The sequence below is a fragment of the Trueperaceae bacterium genome, assembly GCA_002707365.1.
Classification (GTDB): domain Bacteria; phylum Deinococcota; class Deinococci; order Deinococcales; family Trueperaceae; genus UBA6957.
The window spans coordinates 43,115-59,451 of record PAMQ01000012.1 but is presented as its reverse complement, the minus strand read 5'-3'; the positions used below and the strand labels follow the sequence as shown (position 1 = coordinate 59,451).

Sequence of the window (16,337 nt, the reverse complement as noted above, 5' to 3'; positions counted from 1 at the left end):
AATTTTCCTGAAGGCTCATTAATAGGCTTGGAAGCCTAATCTACGCCGTTCGGCTTTTCGCAGTCCTGCTTTTTTTTGGTCGGATTGTTGATCGGTTGCTTTTCACGGGGCTTTATCGAATATTCTGGCGGATTGTGAGAGGAATCAATTTTATTATCCGGTAGGTCTAGTGAAAGGTCACCATTCCCCGAAGGAGAAACCTCTGGTTTGTTGACAAACGATTGCTTATAAAACCCAGATTGCTCGCCGTCAGTTTCATAGGATCCCAAGAAGGAAGAACCAGCGGTCGTTTCGTCGTTGGTATGGGAAAGGTCAGGGCTTGTTGTTGGAAAAAGCGTGCTATCTGCATTTGGTTGACTGTCAGTGGGCTGGTAATCCTGTTCCGCTGGGTTTAATTTATCAAGGTGAGGTATAAATAAGCGGAAAAATATGCCGATAAAGGCCAAAATCAGACCCGTAATCATCAAAGCAAGCCAAGGCCAAAGTCCAAATTGGGCCGTGCGATTGGGAAATACTTGTCGGTTGATAGCGGTTTGTTGTGCTCTAAGAGTAGGAGCGAGAAGATCAATTACAGGAATAGTTTGGGATTTACTAGAAAAGGACCAGGGCGAAGGTTCAGCGGTTAGAGGTTTCCAAGGCGTCGGACCGAACTGGTCCAGCAGGCCAACAGTCGCGAAAACTTCTATGTTTTCCGAAGGGGCAATGTCTGTTCTAAACGTTAGTACACGACCCGAAGTCTCTACGTTCAAGGGTAATTGGTGATAAGTAAGATCGGGAGTTAAAACCATATTAGGTTTCGAAATGGTATAGCTAGAAGCCCCTGCGGTTGTAACTCGGAAAGCATGTTCCCAACCGGTGTTTTTCGGTAAGCGCATGCCGGACCCAGGTAAAGTCGCATTTAGACCACCCTTTTGCGTGTCGAGATACACCTCGATAAGAGCAAGTTGGTTGGGTGGTGAGGCCAGGTGCAGTTCGAAACCAAGGGTTTCACCAGGAAAAACCTTAACCAGTTCAAGATCGAAACCGCCAACGGTCTCTATTGCTGCCGCGGTAGGTGGAATCAGCGATCCGTTTCCGTTAGCATCCCCTAAAGGATCCCCAAGAAGAATCAGGCTCGCCAAGAGCATTGGGAAGGTCATTTGTTTTTAATTGGTTTCTCTGGTTTATTAGGTAAACTGCGTGCGAGGTCGAACAGAACCTCAGCCAGGGCGGTAGAATCGTGTTGCGCGTGGGGTCCGGCTCCCAGTAGGTTTCCTACAATGGTTTCGATTCCAATCGAACGAAACGGTGATGCCTTAAACTTAACTACGGTTGCACCTTCATTGGAATAGGCCTCTTGTCTGGCTAAATCTACCTCAGAGCTGTTGATGACAGCAAAATCTGGGTAACGACCGAGGTGGTTTTTTAATGACGTTATATGGTCGAACGCCTCGAATCCATCAGTTTCTCCGGCTTCCGTCATAATATTGAGAACATAGACTATTTTTGCCTGAGTAGTATGAAGGCTTTCACGTATTTGGGGAACTAATAGAGGTGGTAAAGTGCTGGTGAATAGACTCCCAGGGCCTAGAACTATCAAATTAGCCAAGGTTATTGCAGATGTGACCTCAGGTAAGCTTTTAGGTGAATGTGGTCGAAGGCTAACAGTCTTTATTGGCCCAGGGTGATTGCGCGCTCTAGTTTCACCCAATATTAGCTCAGAGTTGGGCTTTTCGACGAGTAGTGAAATTGGTTCAGAAGAGGCCGGATAGACTGCTCCCTGAAGATCCAGTAGCGAGTTTAAGGTTCGTAAAGCCTGGCCGAAATCTCCTCGTACCTCAGTTAACGTCGTGATCAATAGATTGCCGAATGTATGTCCTTGCAATTCCTTCCCTCGCTGAAACCGATATGAAAGTAACCTACCAAGCTCTTGTTCATTGCCTGAAAGGGCCGCTAAGCAGTCCGTAAGGTCTCCTGGTGCAGGAATATCGAATGCTTGACGCAGGCGGCCTGACGAGCCCCCATCGTCGCTGACTGTTACAACGGCTGTAAGGTTCGATGTATAGTTCCGCAGTCCTCGAAGAAGGTTAGAAAGTCCTGTGCCACCCCCAAACGCTACAATGTTTGGTCCTCGGGAAAGGGAAAGGCGCCTATGGAGAACTACTGCAGCGTCGTAAGGGTCCGGCATCCAATTTGATAAAAGAGAGCGGTTGAGCCGAGCGATCGCCAGTGTTGTAGTCGCCAGGCCGATTAGTCCTATTAACAAAGCCGTCCAGCCACCTGCACCGTCCCAAAGTTTGCTCACTAAAATTACCTCAATGGGTTCGGACAATATTTGACGGTTACCCGAGAAGATCCATAGGATTCCGGCTATGGTGCCAGCAAGAAGCACAACGATTCCGATTGCTGCCACGAGAACGTGCCGTTTTACGCACATCCCCGGCGTAAGCCATAAACGCATTGACGCAAGGTAAGCAAAGTAGCTTCGATCTTTCATGGGGTCCGATCATTTTGGGGTTTACACAAGTCCCTGTGGATGATTTGTAGGTCACTTTCAGGCGAGAGATCTTTGCCCATTGTTTCCACTACCGCGACCGACCGATGGCGGCCTCCTGTACAGCCGATTGCCACCGTATAACCAGCTCTCCCTGTAAGTTCTGCTCTTTTAACGAATGATAAGGTCGTGTTCCGTAAATGTTCGTAAAAATTCGAGCTCTCCCGAGCAAATACGTATTCCTGGACAGCTGTGTGAGTGCCAGGTAGGTGGCTTAAAGATGATTCATAATAAGGATTAGGTAAAGTCCTAACATCCATTAAGATATCCGCATCCGTGGGCACACCGTACTTATAGCCAAATGATACCAAACGGAGCGTAAAAGGGCTTTCATTTGTGAATTGTGAACGAAACTGCTTGGTCAAATCAGCAGCCGACAAATTAGAAGTATCCAGTATTGTGTCTGCTAGTAGTCGAATGGGGGCAAGGACCAGTCGCTCTCGATCTAGATCCCGAGATAAGCTGGTTGCGTTTAGTGGATGGTTTCGGCGAGTCAGATTAAAGCGGGCAATTAACGTGTCGGATGCCGCTTCCAAGAAAATAACTATCACCGAGTTGCAGGATTCGCGTAAAGGTTCTATGTTTTTTGCTAAGCCATTTATAAAAAATTCGGAACGTATATCGATAGCTATCGCCAGATTCTGGATTCTTGCCTCTTCCAAGGTTCTGATTAAATCGGGCCATAGCGGGGGAGGGATGTTGTCGACAGCAAAAAACCCAATATCCTCGAGCGCATTTAAGGTAGTACTCTTGCCCGCTCCGCTTAACCCAGATACTAGGATTAGTCTGTTCATGGTATCTGCGTTATCCTGCAGGAGACGATTGCGTCCCCGTCGTCAACTATTGCTGTGTTTTGCGTATGCCAAAGCAATAACCCCGGGCAGACAGCGGAAACTCCCTCCGAAAGGTGGGCGAAGACTAAAGGTTTATCCTCAATAAGTTTCTGGAAAAATGGCCCGAGCGGCTCAGAAGAGAGAAGCTCCTGGTATTCGGACTTCATCCTTAAATGCCAAGTTCCGTTGTTGTATTCTACAAAACCGCGATGGTCAAAGATTTCCACCTGAAACACTATTGCTGTGTTTCCTGCATAAACTATTGACCAACTATTAGGCTTAAAAAAGCCGACCTCGGAATCAGTACAATGCAGAAGGGTAGTTTCTGGAGATAGATGCTGAGGGACAGCGGATGCTGTGACAGCGCCTCGGAGATGCGTAGCCATGCGTTCAGCTCCATCTCGGGTTTCAAAACAACCAATTCTTACACGGGTGTACTGAGAACCGTTGTTCATGGCAAATTCTGTGTAAGCCTGGTAACCGAGAGTAGATAAGCTTTCGGCGACGGCTGTTGCTTCTTCGTAATCTCGTAATGCAACGGTTTGTATGGTCCAACGCGCAGGAGCAGCTAGACCGATAGTGAAGTACCCAAAAATTAATATCAAGCTAGTTACTTTGAGGTTCATATTAAAACGGCCTAGAGTTGACGTAGCTTTCAATAGTATTTCGAAAATTTTTCAATACGGAAATACCGAAGTCCTGACTCTTTTCTGGATGGAATTGGGTAGCATGCAAATTACCATCGCTTAAAACACTAAGGAAAACCGAATCGCCATATGATGTCGTTGCGCCTGGTACCGAATCGTCCTTAAAATCAACGAAATATGAATTCGCGAAGTAAGCGTAACTACCATCAGGAATATTTTCTAGAAGGCTGGGATTGCCTCGCTTAAATACCTGGTTCCACCCCATTTGGGGCACAGTTATTTGTTGTCCCCTAAATCTCCTAACAGTTCCTTTAAGCAACCCCAAGCCGGGAAGACCAGGAGCTTCTTCTGAAGACTCAACAAGGATTTGTAGTCCAACGCAGATTCCTAAGAAGGGTTTGTTAGTCGTTAGGTGGTTACGTACTACCGGTTCAAAGCCTGAAAGATTAAAGGAATCCATGATTTGTCGAAAATGACCTTGCCCCGGTAATACCAAGGCATCAGCAGTTGTAGCAACCGTTGGTGAAGAAGTGACTGTAGGTTCCAGGCCAGCAGCCGTTAGAGCCTTAGAAACACTGTGCAAATTCCCAGCCCCGTAATCGATCAATACTACCTTCATGATTTCAAGGACCCTCTATTGTACCTTTCGTTGAGGGGACTCCAGATGTTGTGGTCCGGCTCGCATAATAAAGGCTCCGGGCCCAGGCTTTGACTATTGCTTCGCAGACATGGTGAGCTTCTGTACCACTAAGGACCCGCACATGTATAGTTGCTCCAGCGTGCATTGCAAAACCCCGGAGGAATTCACGTAAGTGATGTACATTAAAACCGCCTGCAGTCCCTTCAAAACCTTCTGGGTCGAACGAGAAAAATGGTCGTCCCGAAAGATCAATGACGACATGGGCAAGACTTTCGTCCATTGGGGCCCAGGTGTCGGCAAAACGTTCAATTCCGACACCATCTCCTAAGGCTTTGCGGAAAGCAGCTCCTAGGCTTATACCAGCGTCTTCCGCTAGATGGTGGATATCTACGTCTAAATCGCCCTTGCCTTTGAAATCTATCTTGAAACGCCCGTGGCGGGTTAATTGGTCTAACATGTGGTTAAGGAAGCCGTGTCCAGAATCTGCCTTGCCTCCAGGCCCACTGTCAAGATCAATAGCGACCTCGATATGGGTTTCACTAGTTTCGCGTTTTAAAGTAGCTGTTCTAGCCATAGGATTCCTCCCCCAATACTATTCTTAGACTTTCCAGGAAACGATTGTTTTGATCTTCTGAGCCGATTGTCACACGAAGCGCACCTTCTAGACCCTTAATGTGGTCTTGACGTCTAATTAGTACCCCCTTTGTAAGCAAGGTTTCAAATACATAAGCTGGGTTCGGGACACTAAAAAGAATAAAATTGGTAACCGAAGGGTAAGTGCGGAGATTAAGTTCTTTGAGGGCTTCACTGACCCTTTCTCTTTCCGAAATAGTAGTTGCAACTCGTTTCTTAAAGAAATCATCTAATTCTAGAACCGTTTCAGCGGCCATTACCTGTAAAGACGATACCGAAAAAGGCATCACAACTTTCCTAATTTCAGTTGCTAGTTCTGGTTGCGCAAGGGCGAAACCTATCCGGAGTCCACCCAGGCCATAGGCTTTGCTAAACGTTCGGAGGCTCACAACGTGAGGATACTGCGCAACCAAAGGGAGCGCTGAAGTTCCAGCGAACTGGTGATAAGCTTCATCGATTACGAAGATCCAATTCTTAGAAGTAATTTGTAATAACTCTTCTAACTGGCCTTGGCTAAACTTGTTTCCTGTGGGAGCAGCAGGGTTGGCAAGGAAGATGACGCCAGCGTGCTGTTCTAGCGTAACTCGTAATTCGTCTAAAGGGAGGCTAAAGTCCGGTTTTAAAGGCACCTCAAATAATTGAGTGCCAAGTACTCGCGCCTGGTCGGAATATATAGGAAAAGTTGGTTTCACGGAGACAACAGAACGTCCGATTGCTCCCGCTATGGTTAAACAACGTATTAGAGTATTCGACCCACCGGAGACAACCACCCCGTTTTCCGGCCATTTAAAGTGGGCAGCGATGCTTCTACGTAAACGCTTTGCATCCAAATCTGGATAACGGTGGAGTGGTACCGTTTGTAACTTATCGAATAGGGCAGACTTTAGGGTTGCTGGAAGGTCTTCTGCAGCCTCGTTTTGGTCCAACTTGACTTCAGCTTCATATCCTGTGTAGGCGTAACCCGGCAGACGGAGTATTTCTTCCCTTACTAGCATGGGTGCATATTACCGTGACCCTAGGTTGTTATGGGCGAATCCGCTCTTCAGCTTCTATCCGGTAATTGAAAAGGCCTTCCGATAATGTAGGATTTAATGATTCTGCTTGGTCCCAAGAGGTTAACGCTTCAGAATATTGGCCAAGTCCAAATTGAGTTAATCCTAGATTGAGAAAAGCGCTTGAATTAGATGGATTCAGTTGAGAAGCTTTTTTGAGGTTTATTAATGCTAAGTCATAGCGTCCGATTTGCAGGTAAGCGTAGCCCAGGTTGTTTAAAACAATGTCGCTTTCTCGGAATGTTTCAGCTGCCGTGGAATAGGACTCTACTGCATCCCGATGGCGTCCAGTAAGTTGTAGGGCGTATCCTTGATAAAAGGAAAGAATGGGGATTGGTTGCATCTCCTGTGCCACCGAAAAAGCATCAGCGGCATCGAGCCAACGATTTTGTTCCAGAGCGAACATACCTCTATCAAAGTGGATTCTAGCTTTCGCCGAAAGTTGAATTGGTTGCCCAGCGGTAATCTTGTTTTGCTGCTTGATGAGGCTTAGTGCTTGGGTTGCAGTATCTGATTGTGGATCTAAGTCGAGTGCTCGTTCTAGGGCTGCCTCACCTTCGTTATCTCGACCCAATCGAGCTAACGCTATCCCGTACATCGTCAAGGCAGCGGGGTTCGTTTCAAGAGCAGCGTATCCATCGAGCGTATCTAATGCTGCCTGGGCCTGCCCTCCTTCAAGGAAGGTTTTAGCTAAATTTAGTTGTCCTCGGGCATCGGAATTGGCGACATTTTGAAAGATTTCGGTGGCCTCTTGAATCTTTTCTTGCTGAGCGAGAGCAATAGCCAGTGAATTATTAAGGCTCGGGCTTTCTGGCAGATAGGCTAGGGCCAGACGTAGACGGCGTTCGGCGAGGGCTGGGTTACCATTACGCAAATCCAGTAATGCGGCTGCTTCGAGGATAAGAGGGTCGTTGGGAAACCGGGCAAGGCCAGGCACGAGGAAATCGATGAGAGGTTGTACTTCCTTGAGCGGCAGCAACGTAACAAGGGCATAGGTCGAGGGGTAGGCTGCTAAAGGGTTAGTTACGGCTTGACGCAAATAGTCAAAAGCTCCCTGGGTGTCACCCAGGACAATAGCTCGGCTTAGGATTTCGCGGTGTAAGGCTGCCGAATCAGGCAGATGATTAGTAGCGCTTAGAAGAAGCTGTATCGCTCGTTTCGGGTCAGTGAGTGAATTGGCGAGTCCTAGATATGCCTTTAGAATCCTAGGGTTACTTTTTATAGCGGCCTTGTAAGCATCCGTTGAAGGTTCCGGCGCTTCTGTAGTCGCGTTTGCAAGGCCTACGAGAGCTATTGCATGATTCGGATTTAATCTTAAAGCTTCTGAAAAGGCGTACGATGCCTGTCGAGCTTCTCCGGTGGCAGAGTGGCTTAGCCCTCTAACCACCCAGGCTTCAACATCAGTCGGGAGTAATTCAGTGGCCTTAATAGCTGCTTTTGTAGCTTGATCTAATCTTCCGGCAAGAGTCAGAGTTCTAGCATACTCAGTGAAAACCCAACTGGAGCGCGGATTTTGGTTAACTAAGATTTCTAGCCTGTCCACGCTACCTATCCCTAAACGTGCAGTCTCAAAACCGAGGTCAGCGAAACCTGTGAAGGAAGGGGCCTGTTCAGCGGCCCGTTGAGCGTCACGACGGTCACCATATGAGGGCTTTAAATCAAGAGATAAAATAGTTTGTTCGACGAGCGAAGTTAGGGTTTGAGAAGGATTTGTAGCGGGGGTAGTTAGTATAAATTCTAGTGGTTCTGAAAATTGTAAACCTGTGGCACTGAGAGTCAAGTTAATACCACTGTTGGCGTTTTCAGAAATAGTACCGGTGATTATAGCGTCAGCGGCAAAGGCAGAAGACACGGTTTCTGACGGTTTTAAGTTGGAAGCGACGGTTTTCTTTATAAACATAATCGCGTCACCGATGGCAGGGGCGTAAACAGTGTCGAGTGCGTTTAAGCTTCTCTGTAAACCGGTTGCTAACCCTATACCTAAACCTGGACGCGAAGGCATGTCCTTAAAGGGCAAAACTACTATTCGGTATGGTTCGTCAGCTAAAGCAGCTGACAGTAAAGAAAGGGAAGTTAAAAAAACTAGGGTAATACGGAATAGCCGATTCATCACATGGTGATTATAACTGGTCTACGATCGTTGAGGATCATGTTTTTAGTAACGGGTCGTCTAGCGTAAATCCGTTCGGTAGCAAATCTGAAACCAGAGAATGCAGGACATCGCCAGAAGAAGCTACAGAGAAAACGTGGGCTTTTGGGGAGAATTCGTATAAAATTTGTCTGCACGCTCCACAAGGTGTTGTCGGGATATCGGTATCAGTGTAGACCACGATCGCTTCAAAACCCCTTTCGCCGGAGGAAACCATTGCTAAAACTGCTGATTGTTCCGCGCATCTTGTTAATCCGTAAGAAGAGTTTTCGACGTTAGCCCCAACTAAGATTCTTCCGGTTTCGGAAAGAAGGGCTGCTCCGACCTTAAAGTTAGAGAAGGGGGTGTAGGCGGCCAGTCTAACTTTTATCGCCGCGTTCAATAAATCTTCAGGTACGACTAGAGCCACGAGAGAATCCTTTCTAGTAGAGCGGGACCTAACACCAAAATTCCAATTGCGAGTGAGCCAAATGAAGTTATTAAGACTGCTGCCGCCGCGTAGTCTTTAGCGGCCTTGGCCAGTGGGTGGACACCTTGTGTGTTGAGATCAACTAAAGCTTCAATAGAGGAGTTGATTAATTCGGAAGCAAACACTACCATCACGCATATTAAAACAGGCGTAAGACCTGTTCTAAGATAAATAGCTAGAATCGTCGCGGCTAAGGCAATGCCTATCTCGATGCGGAAATTTCGTTGGGTTAACCATGCATTAGATAGGCCTTGCCAAGCGAAGGAGATTGATCGAAATAGACGTTTCATGCGAGCTCTTTTTTTGCTATCGCTAATATTCTTTCCTCAGCCTGATGGAAGTCTTTCCATTCTGCTGAAGAGGGGTGATCATAACCGAGGAGATGTAATATCCCATGCGAGGTAAGGACCAGTATTTCTTCGTCGAGGGTGTTTCCGTGCTTTGCCGCTTGGCGCTGCGCCATCTGAACGTCAATTATTATGTCGCCAAGATGATGGACATAGGGCATGGAGGTATCTTCAGGCTCGCACAGCGGGAAAGATAATACGTCGGTTGGCTTGTCGATTCCACGAAACTTCAGGTTTTTTTGTTGCATCATCTTATCGTCGCAAAGGACAACTGTTAAATCTTGTTTACTCATTTCAAGTTCTTCGAGGAAGAGTCCGACCGCTTGCTTCAAGCTTTCGCTAACTGGATACTTTTTTGTTTCGTCTATAATTTCTATCAAGGCGAAGGCTCCTAATTTCCTCGGCGGTCGGGTAGGCAATTCTTTTATGCAAAATTGCGGTTAGGGTTCGCTCGAACGAATTGGCAACAACCGCAAGGTCCCTTAGTGTTAACGGGCTGTTGGAAAGCTGGTTGTCGTGCAAACGTTGGTCGAATACTTTGTCTATTAGCGATCTAATATTCGAAGGGTTTGGATTCTGTAAAGTGCGAGAACCTGGCTCTACGGAATCGGCTAACATCAATACTGCGGACTCTAGAGAATCAGGTTTAGGGCCCGGATACCGAAAGTTTAGTTCTTCGGTTGATTCACTTTCCTCGAGGGCTTTTTTGTAGAAAAAACTAATAACCGTTGTCCCATGATGTTGTGCCACAAAAGTATTGAAGATTCTTGGTAAGCGATAACGTCGTAAAAGGTCTAATCCCTCACGGACATGATTTGTGATTATGAGATAACTCAGATGAGGGCTAATGTGATCATGAGGGTTTTCCTCAGAAAATTGATTTTCGATGAAAAAACGGGGGCGCCTCAATTTTCCTACATCGTGATAAAGGGCCCCCACCCGAGCAAGAAGTTGATTTCCCTGTAAACTTTGTACTGCTGCCTCCGCTAAGGTAGAGATAACCAAACTGTGCTGATATGTCCCTGGCGCTTCGGTTAAAAGCCTTCGTAAAAGGGGGCTGTTGGGGTTGGAGAGTTCTAATAATCGGAAATTTGTTAGGAACCCAAAAGCACTTTCTGCAATCGGGAGGAGACCGAGGGCAGTTATTCCGCTAATAAACCCTCCAACAAAAATAAAAAGGGCTGGTAAAAATGCCGCAATAATTGGTGTCCCGCCTGTAAGTAGTGTTATCGCTAAGTAGGTGGATCCTGCAATGGCACCTCCTAGGGTGGGTGCTATGAGAAGGGAAAGCCGGTTGGGTAATAGTCGAACTAGCAGGGCGGATGCTACGGCGAGTATTACCAAGCTCACCTGGGTTTCTAATGAAGGGTTTAGCATCAAGAATGAAGAAATTACGGCAAGGCAAACTCCCCAGAATAAACTTACGGTCTCGGAAACAAGTACGGTGATGAGTACCGGAGCTACGGCAATGATAAGTAGCCCTTCTAATGTGGTGAACACGAAAGTTTGGATGACTAGGAGCAAAAGGGACAAAATTACCAAGAAAAAGAATTGACCTGGAGCAAGTGCGCCTAAATGTCGACGGCCGAAAAAAACGGCGCTGCTTAAAAGGCCGGCTACAGCGATTGCGGTTAACCAGGTTGTTAGGGTCTGTCTAAGGGCTTGAGTCTCTGCTCTATAAAGACCAACTTTATCTAGAACGCGGAGGGTTTCGGTTGTAAGGATTTCGCCCTCACGAACGATTATCTGGCCGGCGTTTAAGGAGGTCATAATTGGCGCTACCGCTGCAGCGGCAGCATCTCGTGCTGTTTCAGTTAGTTCGAGGTTGGGTTGATAGGTCGGTAAAAGGAGACGGTTAAGCGTCAGCCTGATGTCCTCGCGTTTCGTAGCGGTATTTCCTACCACTGCGGCTTCCAGGAGTACCGGGATTTGGTCTTTGCTGACGCCATCTGGGCTCATATAGGCTTCTAAAAGAGGAAGGTAAGTCTCCGCTTTGAAGCCTGAGGACAGAATACCTTCAATTACTAGCTGTTCGGTTGAGGTGTCTACAGAAAAAATTGTAGGTATCTGGGATCGTGCTGTTTCCCGGGCCCGTTGGGTAGATATTTTGTTAATAATTAAGACTTCCCTTGGTGCAGTATAGGTGAGTGGGCTATTTTGACCCTCTGCTAGAGAAGTGTTTTCACTACGGTCCTGAACAGTATAAATAAGTCCAGCAATAGATAGAGTGGACAGAAAATATAGCCCAATCACCCAAATTTTATTATTAGGTGGCTTCATAGGCCTTGATAATGCTTGCCACTAACGCGTGACGGACGACGTCCTGCTCGCTAAAGTATAAAAATTCTATACCGTCGATCCCTTTGAGGATATTTTCGGCATCTGTGAGTCCGCTCTGGACGTTCCCGGGTAAATCAGTTTGTGTTACATCGCCTGTTACAACTACTTTACTGTTAAAGCCCATGCGGGTCAAAAACATTTTCATTTGTTCTTGCGTAGTATTTTGAGCTTCGTCAAGGATAATAAAGGCATCGTTTAGGGTCCTGCCTCTCATGAATGCTAGTGGGGCGATTTCGATAGCGCCTTGGTCCATAAGTTGGTCCATCTTATCAGCATGAAGCATGTCATAAAGAGCGTCATATAGGGGTCGGAGGTAAGGATCAATTTTGGCTTGGAGGTCGCCAGGCAGGAAACCTAAGCGCTCACCTGCTTCTACCGCAGGTCGGGTAAGTACTAAGCGTTTGACGCGGCGTTCAGTTAAGGCTTGAACTGCCATTGCCACGGCTAGAAATGTTTTACCAGTTCCAGCCGGACCAATCCCGAAAGTAATGGAACCTCGGTGTATGGCTCGTACGTAACGTCTCTGCCCGGAGGTTTTTGGCTGGGCACGCTTTGGTAGGTGGGGATCCTCGTCGGCTTGAGCTACGAGGTTATCTAGATCAGCATGCTCGATCTCAGTGATACTGAGCTCTCCGCCACCTCGTATTGTCGATAATAGGTTTTGGAAGGTGAGGGCTGCTTGTTTTACGTCCTCATTATCGCCCGTTAATTTTACTTCGTCGCCTCGGGCAACGACGCTTGCATTAAGACGGTTCTTTAGGACTTTTAGAATCTGGTCGTTTTGTCCGAACAGGCTAATTGCTTCAGCTGGGCTGCGAAGTTTCAATTTCAGCGTCGTTGAAATGGAGCCCTCCGAGGTGTTTTGAATAATGGGTCATCAAGTATTTGTTTCCAGATGATCCCTTGAATGATCTGCCTTTTAGATCCTGATACCAAGAATGATTGTCGGGAGGATTTCCGTTCGCTAACGGCGGTGGTGGTAGAAGGTCTTGAGGTGAGTATCTCCGGCTGGAGTGTGTTGCGAAAATTTAGATCGTCGACATGGTTTACAACGAGAGCCTGGTCAGCTGAGGGACTAACCTTGGGTGGGTCTCCCAGTTTATTGGTGGTGGGGGAGACCGGTGTTAATACTGCAGAAGGAGCCTTGGGAAGAGAGGTGGTTGGTGAGGAGAACTGTTTTTGGGGTGAAGGTGGAGCAGTCATTTGAGCCGTTGCTTCCGCTACGCGTCGGCGTGCAGCCTCTAACCGGTACGAAAGCTCAGGTTCAAGCTCTTTTGTGTCTTCAGTCTTCTGGGTATCGGAGTTGCTTTCAAGAGGATTAGTTGCGCCTGGTCGAGGCGAGCCAGTATGTTCTTGGGGGTCAGGTTTAGGTCCGCCTCTTTGACTCCGATTTAATCGATTCAATAAAGGAACCCCAATGAACAGGAAGAATAAAAGTGGTGTTAATAGGTTGTCCCAGTTCATTCGTCTAAATTGGTGCTTGTTGCCCCAGCAATGTTGGTACGCATTTGGGTGTCCGATTGAATGTTCTGGATATTGTAATAATCAATTACCCCCATGGTTCCTTGTTGGAAGGCTGTCGACATTGCTTTCGGCACCTCGGCTTCTGCTTCAACCACCTTAGCTCTCATCTGTTCGACAAGTGCACGGTTTTCTTGTTCAGCTGCGACCGCCATCGCTCGTCGCTCTTCAGCCTTAGCCTGAGCCACTTGCTTATCTGCTTCGGCTTGATCTGTTTGTAGAGTTGCGCCAATGTTCCGACCGACATTTACGTCTGCGATGTCGATGGAAAGGATTTCAAAAGCGGTTCCACTGTCTAATCCTTTAGCGAGAACGGTTTTGGAAATGGTGTCGGGATTTTCAAGAACTGCTTTGTGGCTTCCCGTTGAACCTATTGAAGATACAATTCCTTCGCCGACTCGTGCGATGATTGTTTCTTCACCAGCTCCTCCCACCAGTCGCTCAAGGTTGGCTCGGACTGTTACTCTCGCTGTACTTATAAGTTCAATGCCGTCTTTAGCAACAGCCGATACGTTGGGTGTTTGGATTACGCGGGGATTGACCGAAACCTTGACAGCGTCTAAAACATCTCTTCCCGCTAAGTCAATGGCTGCTGCCCGATCAAAGGGTAGTAGAATTCTTGCTTTATCAGCAGCTATTAGCGCATCAACGACTCGATCGACATTCCCGCCTGCGAGATAGTGAGCTTCCAACTGGTTTTGCCCAACAGGGATACCTGCTTTATCAGCCTTAATGAGGGGTAGGATAATCTTTTGCGGAGGAACGCGTCGCAGGCGCATTGCTACCAAACTAAATAGCCCCACCCGGACACCGGCTGCGATGGCCGATATCCATAATCCTACCGGGATTATTGTGAATAGGATAAGAAAGAATAATATTGCCAGGAAGGCGATAATCAAAACGGTTGGTTCCATTAAATTCTCCTAACGTACCTATATAAAATGATGACGATTAGTTGGCCGACCGTACGATCACGCGGTTGCCCTCAACGAAAGTTACCTCTATCGGTGAGCCGGACGAGATGTAATCCCCTTCAGTAACTACATCTACACGGTTCCCATCAAAATGTGCAACCCCGGCGGGGCGAAGGTCAGATGTGGCTTCACCGCGCTGGCCGATTAAAGAGGTTCTATCAACGGTACGGGTTTTCTGTCCCGACCCAGTATTTGTAAGTGTTCTCAAGCGCGTTCTAAGCATCAATGTATGACCGAGTCGGGTATTTGGTAGGAACCAAAATCCCAAGGCTAAGATTAAGGCCCCGAAGATCGCCGCGCCCGAAACTACTGTGACCGCATCATTTTGAAAAATCCTGAAAACAGAGACGACTATTGCTGTTATGCCGAGAATTCCGGCGACGCCAAATCCTGGTATTACTAGTATTTCAACGGCCACGAGTAAAATCCCTAGGACTATGAGGATGAGGTCGATAGGATTCGCTGGAGTTGCTACAAATGCTGCTAATCCAAGGAGGGCTAGGCTGATTACGCCGAGGGCTCCTGGTAGCCCAAACCCTGGAGTGAAAAATTCAATTAAAATACCAGCTACGCCGATAGCTAGTAAAATTGCAGCGATCAGTGGTTTCGCAAGAAATATCCCCAAACGCTCGGTAAGGTTAGGGCTCAAGGTAATTATGGTGACACCTCCATAACCGAAAGCGGAGAGTGCATCGCGCAGGGTTAAGGCTTCGATATCAGCAATGCCAAAGGTAACTGCCTGCGAGGCGGTCAATGTCACTAGTTCATCTTTAGTCGAAAGCCCAGGAATTTCGAATTTCTGATTAACCATGGCCTCAGCTATCTGTGGGTCTCTGCCTCTTGCTTCAGCTACGCTGCGAAATTGCCCGCGAACAGCTGAGTTAAACTTCTCTTCGACGGGTTTAGCTCCAGTTAAGGTTGGAACAATGGGTAGAGCCGCGCCAATAGAGGATCCGGGTAACATTGCGAGGTATTCGGCGCTCATTGCGATTAAAGCGCCGGCACTAAAGGCCTTCTCTACTACTGCAATAGTAGGGACCTCAGCTGTGGTTAGAATAATGTCGACAATTCGTTGCATTGAAGTTACCTGGCCGCCATTGGTGTTCAAGACAAACACAAGGGCCAAGGGTCGTTCCTGATTAGCTAGCTGGACTCGAGAATTAACAAAATCGGCTGTTGCTGGGGTGATGTCTGAATCTATAGGGATAATCCAAACGTTATGGGGTGATTCTTGGGCACCTACCGTCCCAAGAGCGATGGGTATAAGGAACATTATGCAGCGCAAAGTGAGCAAAGATGTTACCTTCATACGCTCTAAAGCTTAGCACGGGCTGCTAGCTATTTGGCGAATAGAAACCATCATCCAAGACCACGAAAGGGAAAAGGTCTGAAGGGGACCTAGAACAAAGCGGCCTTCAGTCTGCTGGTAACTTGCAGTTTACGTAATACCCCCAAACTATGGCTATGGGGACAATTTCGACAAAGAAAATGTTAATGCAAGTGCTTGAGTTTGTAAATACCCATTTGGTCTAAAAGTAATTCTTTGGCGGGCGCACCAGGACTTGAACCCGGGACCTACGGTTTTGGAGACCGCCGCTCTACCAACTGAGCTATACGCCCATGGGCGGATTAGGAGTATATCAACTTCTTTTAATTCTGCCAAGTGTTGAAATATTGACGTAAAGCTTTGTCTCTTTGTGCTATAACTTGAATAGTAATTGCATTGGCTAGGTCCCGAGTAGGGAAGGTACTGATGGAAACAGAAAATTTTACGGTTACCGACGCAGCTGCTACCAGGGCAACTGAGCTCTTGAATTCTAGCGGCAAAGATGATGCAGCGATTAGGGTTTTCGTTAAATCCGGTGGTTGCAGTGGGTATAGTTATGGTTTAGCGATAGACGATAAAAAGCTTGTTGGGGATAAAACATTTGAAGACCGCGGAATTACGGTCGTTATTGACCCTAAGAGCTGGGCGTTGCTTCGTGGTTCTGAAGTTGATTACGTCGAGAATTTAATGGGTGGCGGTTTCAGCGTCAACAATCCCAACGCAACAAGTTCATGTGGTTGCGGACACAGCTTTAGGACGGACGGTCAGGCCCCTCCTGATGGTGAGGGTTCTTCCAGCTGCCAGTGAAAGTTAACTCTGAAAGATCCGGTGCGCCACAAGTTTAATTGAAGTGCTGGAAAAAGCTTTAGCCT

17 protein-coding genes and 1 tRNA gene are annotated in these 16,337 nt (G+C 47.3%); 1 reads left to right on the top strand and 17 read right to left on the bottom strand.

The features are described from left to right. Positions 1 to 35: 35 nt before the first annotated feature. The 17 genes from CMO31_05575 to CMO31_05495 all read right to left on the bottom strand — a co-directional run bounded on the left by CMO31_05575 (position 36) and on the right by CMO31_05495 (position 15,758). A complete protein-coding gene (locus tag CMO31_05575) occupies positions 36 to 1,139 on the bottom strand; it encodes a hypothetical protein (GenBank protein MAZ53467.1) in 1,104 nt (367 codons plus the stop codon). After that, a complete protein-coding gene (locus CMO31_05570) occupies positions 1,136 to 2,476 on the bottom strand; it encodes a hypothetical protein (protein ID MAZ53466.1) in 1,341 nt (446 codons plus the stop codon). The genes CMO31_05575 and CMO31_05570 overlap by 4 nt, the downstream gene beginning before the upstream one ends. After that, the gene (locus CMO31_05565) at positions 2,473 to 3,327 is read right to left on the bottom strand and encodes an RNase adapter RapZ (protein MAZ53465.1); all 855 of its coding nucleotides are present in this window, start codon (positions 3,325 to 3,327) and stop codon (positions 2,473 to 2,475) included. Before CMO31_05565 ends, CMO31_05570 begins: the two co-directional genes overlap by 4 nt. Beyond that, complete coding sequence (locus CMO31_05560; protein ID MAZ53464.1) at positions 3,324 to 3,992, bottom strand: hypothetical protein; 669 nt, start codon at positions 3,990 to 3,992, stop codon at positions 3,324 to 3,326. Before CMO31_05560 ends, CMO31_05565 begins: the two co-directional genes overlap by 4 nt. 1 nt (position 3,993) lies before the next feature. Then, complete coding sequence (locus CMO31_05555) at positions 3,994 to 4,635, bottom strand: imidazole glycerol phosphate synthase subunit HisH (protein MAZ53463.1); 642 nt, start codon at positions 4,633 to 4,635, stop codon at positions 3,994 to 3,996. 1 nt (position 4,636) lies between these two features. Further along, positions 4,637 to 5,227: an imidazoleglycerol-phosphate dehydratase gene (locus CMO31_05550; GenBank protein MAZ53462.1), complete on the bottom strand. Its 591-nt coding sequence runs from the start codon at positions 5,225 to 5,227 to the stop codon at positions 4,637 to 4,639. Then, positions 5,220 to 6,281, bottom strand: coding sequence for a histidinol-phosphate transaminase (gene hisC / locus CMO31_05545; protein MAZ53461.1), 1,062 nt, complete (start codon positions 6,279 to 6,281; stop codon positions 5,220 to 5,222). The genes CMO31_05550 and hisC overlap by 8 nt, the downstream gene beginning before the upstream one ends. 28 nt (positions 6,282 to 6,309) lie before the next feature. Then, positions 6,310 to 8,451 (bottom strand): hypothetical protein, encoded by a 2,142-nt coding sequence (locus CMO31_05540; protein ID MAZ53460.1) that lies wholly within the window; start codon positions 8,449 to 8,451, stop codon positions 6,310 to 6,312. Between the two features lie 34 nt (positions 8,452 to 8,485). Next, entirely contained in the window at positions 8,486 to 8,896 is a 411-nt protein-coding gene (gene cdd / locus CMO31_05535; GenBank protein ID MAZ53459.1) for a cytidine deaminase, read from the bottom strand. Next, positions 8,887 to 9,246, bottom strand: coding sequence for a diacylglycerol kinase (locus CMO31_05530; GenBank protein ID MAZ53458.1), 360 nt, complete (start codon positions 9,244 to 9,246; stop codon positions 8,887 to 8,889). Before CMO31_05530 ends, cdd begins: the two co-directional genes overlap by 10 nt. Then, complete coding sequence (gene ybeY / locus CMO31_05525; GenBank protein MAZ53457.1) at positions 9,243 to 9,683, bottom strand: rRNA maturation RNase YbeY; 441 nt, start codon at positions 9,681 to 9,683, stop codon at positions 9,243 to 9,245. The genes CMO31_05530 and ybeY overlap by 4 nt, the downstream gene beginning before the upstream one ends. Further along, positions 9,643 to 11,583, bottom strand: coding sequence for a hypothetical protein (locus tag CMO31_05520; protein MAZ53456.1), 1,941 nt, complete (start codon positions 11,581 to 11,583; stop codon positions 9,643 to 9,645). The genes ybeY and CMO31_05520 overlap by 41 nt, the downstream gene beginning before the upstream one ends. Then, positions 11,570 to 12,442: a phosphate starvation-inducible protein PhoH gene (locus CMO31_05515; GenBank protein ID MAZ53455.1), complete on the bottom strand. Its 873-nt coding sequence runs from the start codon at positions 12,440 to 12,442 to the stop codon at positions 11,570 to 11,572. Before CMO31_05515 ends, CMO31_05520 begins: the two co-directional genes overlap by 14 nt. A gap of 29 nt (positions 12,443 to 12,471) precedes the next feature. After that, the gene (locus CMO31_05510; protein ID MAZ53454.1) at positions 12,472 to 13,107 is read right to left on the bottom strand and encodes a hypothetical protein; all 636 of its coding nucleotides are present in this window, start codon (positions 13,105 to 13,107) and stop codon (positions 12,472 to 12,474) included. Next, the gene (locus CMO31_05505) at positions 13,104 to 14,078 is read right to left on the bottom strand and encodes a hypothetical protein (protein MAZ53453.1); all 975 of its coding nucleotides are present in this window, start codon (positions 14,076 to 14,078) and stop codon (positions 13,104 to 13,106) included. Before CMO31_05505 ends, CMO31_05510 begins: the two co-directional genes overlap by 4 nt. A gap of 37 nt (positions 14,079 to 14,115) precedes the next feature. Next, on the bottom strand, positions 14,116 to 15,447 hold the full coding sequence (locus CMO31_05500) for a serine protease (GenBank protein MAZ53452.1): 1,332 nt from the start codon (positions 15,445 to 15,447) through the stop codon (positions 14,116 to 14,118). A gap of 235 nt (positions 15,448 to 15,682) precedes the next feature. Next, a tRNA-Trp gene (locus tag CMO31_05495) sits at positions 15,683 to 15,758 on the bottom strand. A gap of 133 nt (positions 15,759 to 15,891) precedes the next feature. Here CMO31_05495 and CMO31_05490 point away from each other — a divergent pair. Continuing rightward, positions 15,892 to 16,272: an iron-sulfur cluster assembly accessory protein gene (locus tag CMO31_05490; GenBank protein MAZ53451.1), complete on the top strand. Its 381-nt coding sequence runs from the start codon at positions 15,892 to 15,894 to the stop codon at positions 16,270 to 16,272. Positions 16,273 to 16,337: the final 65 nt, after the last annotated feature.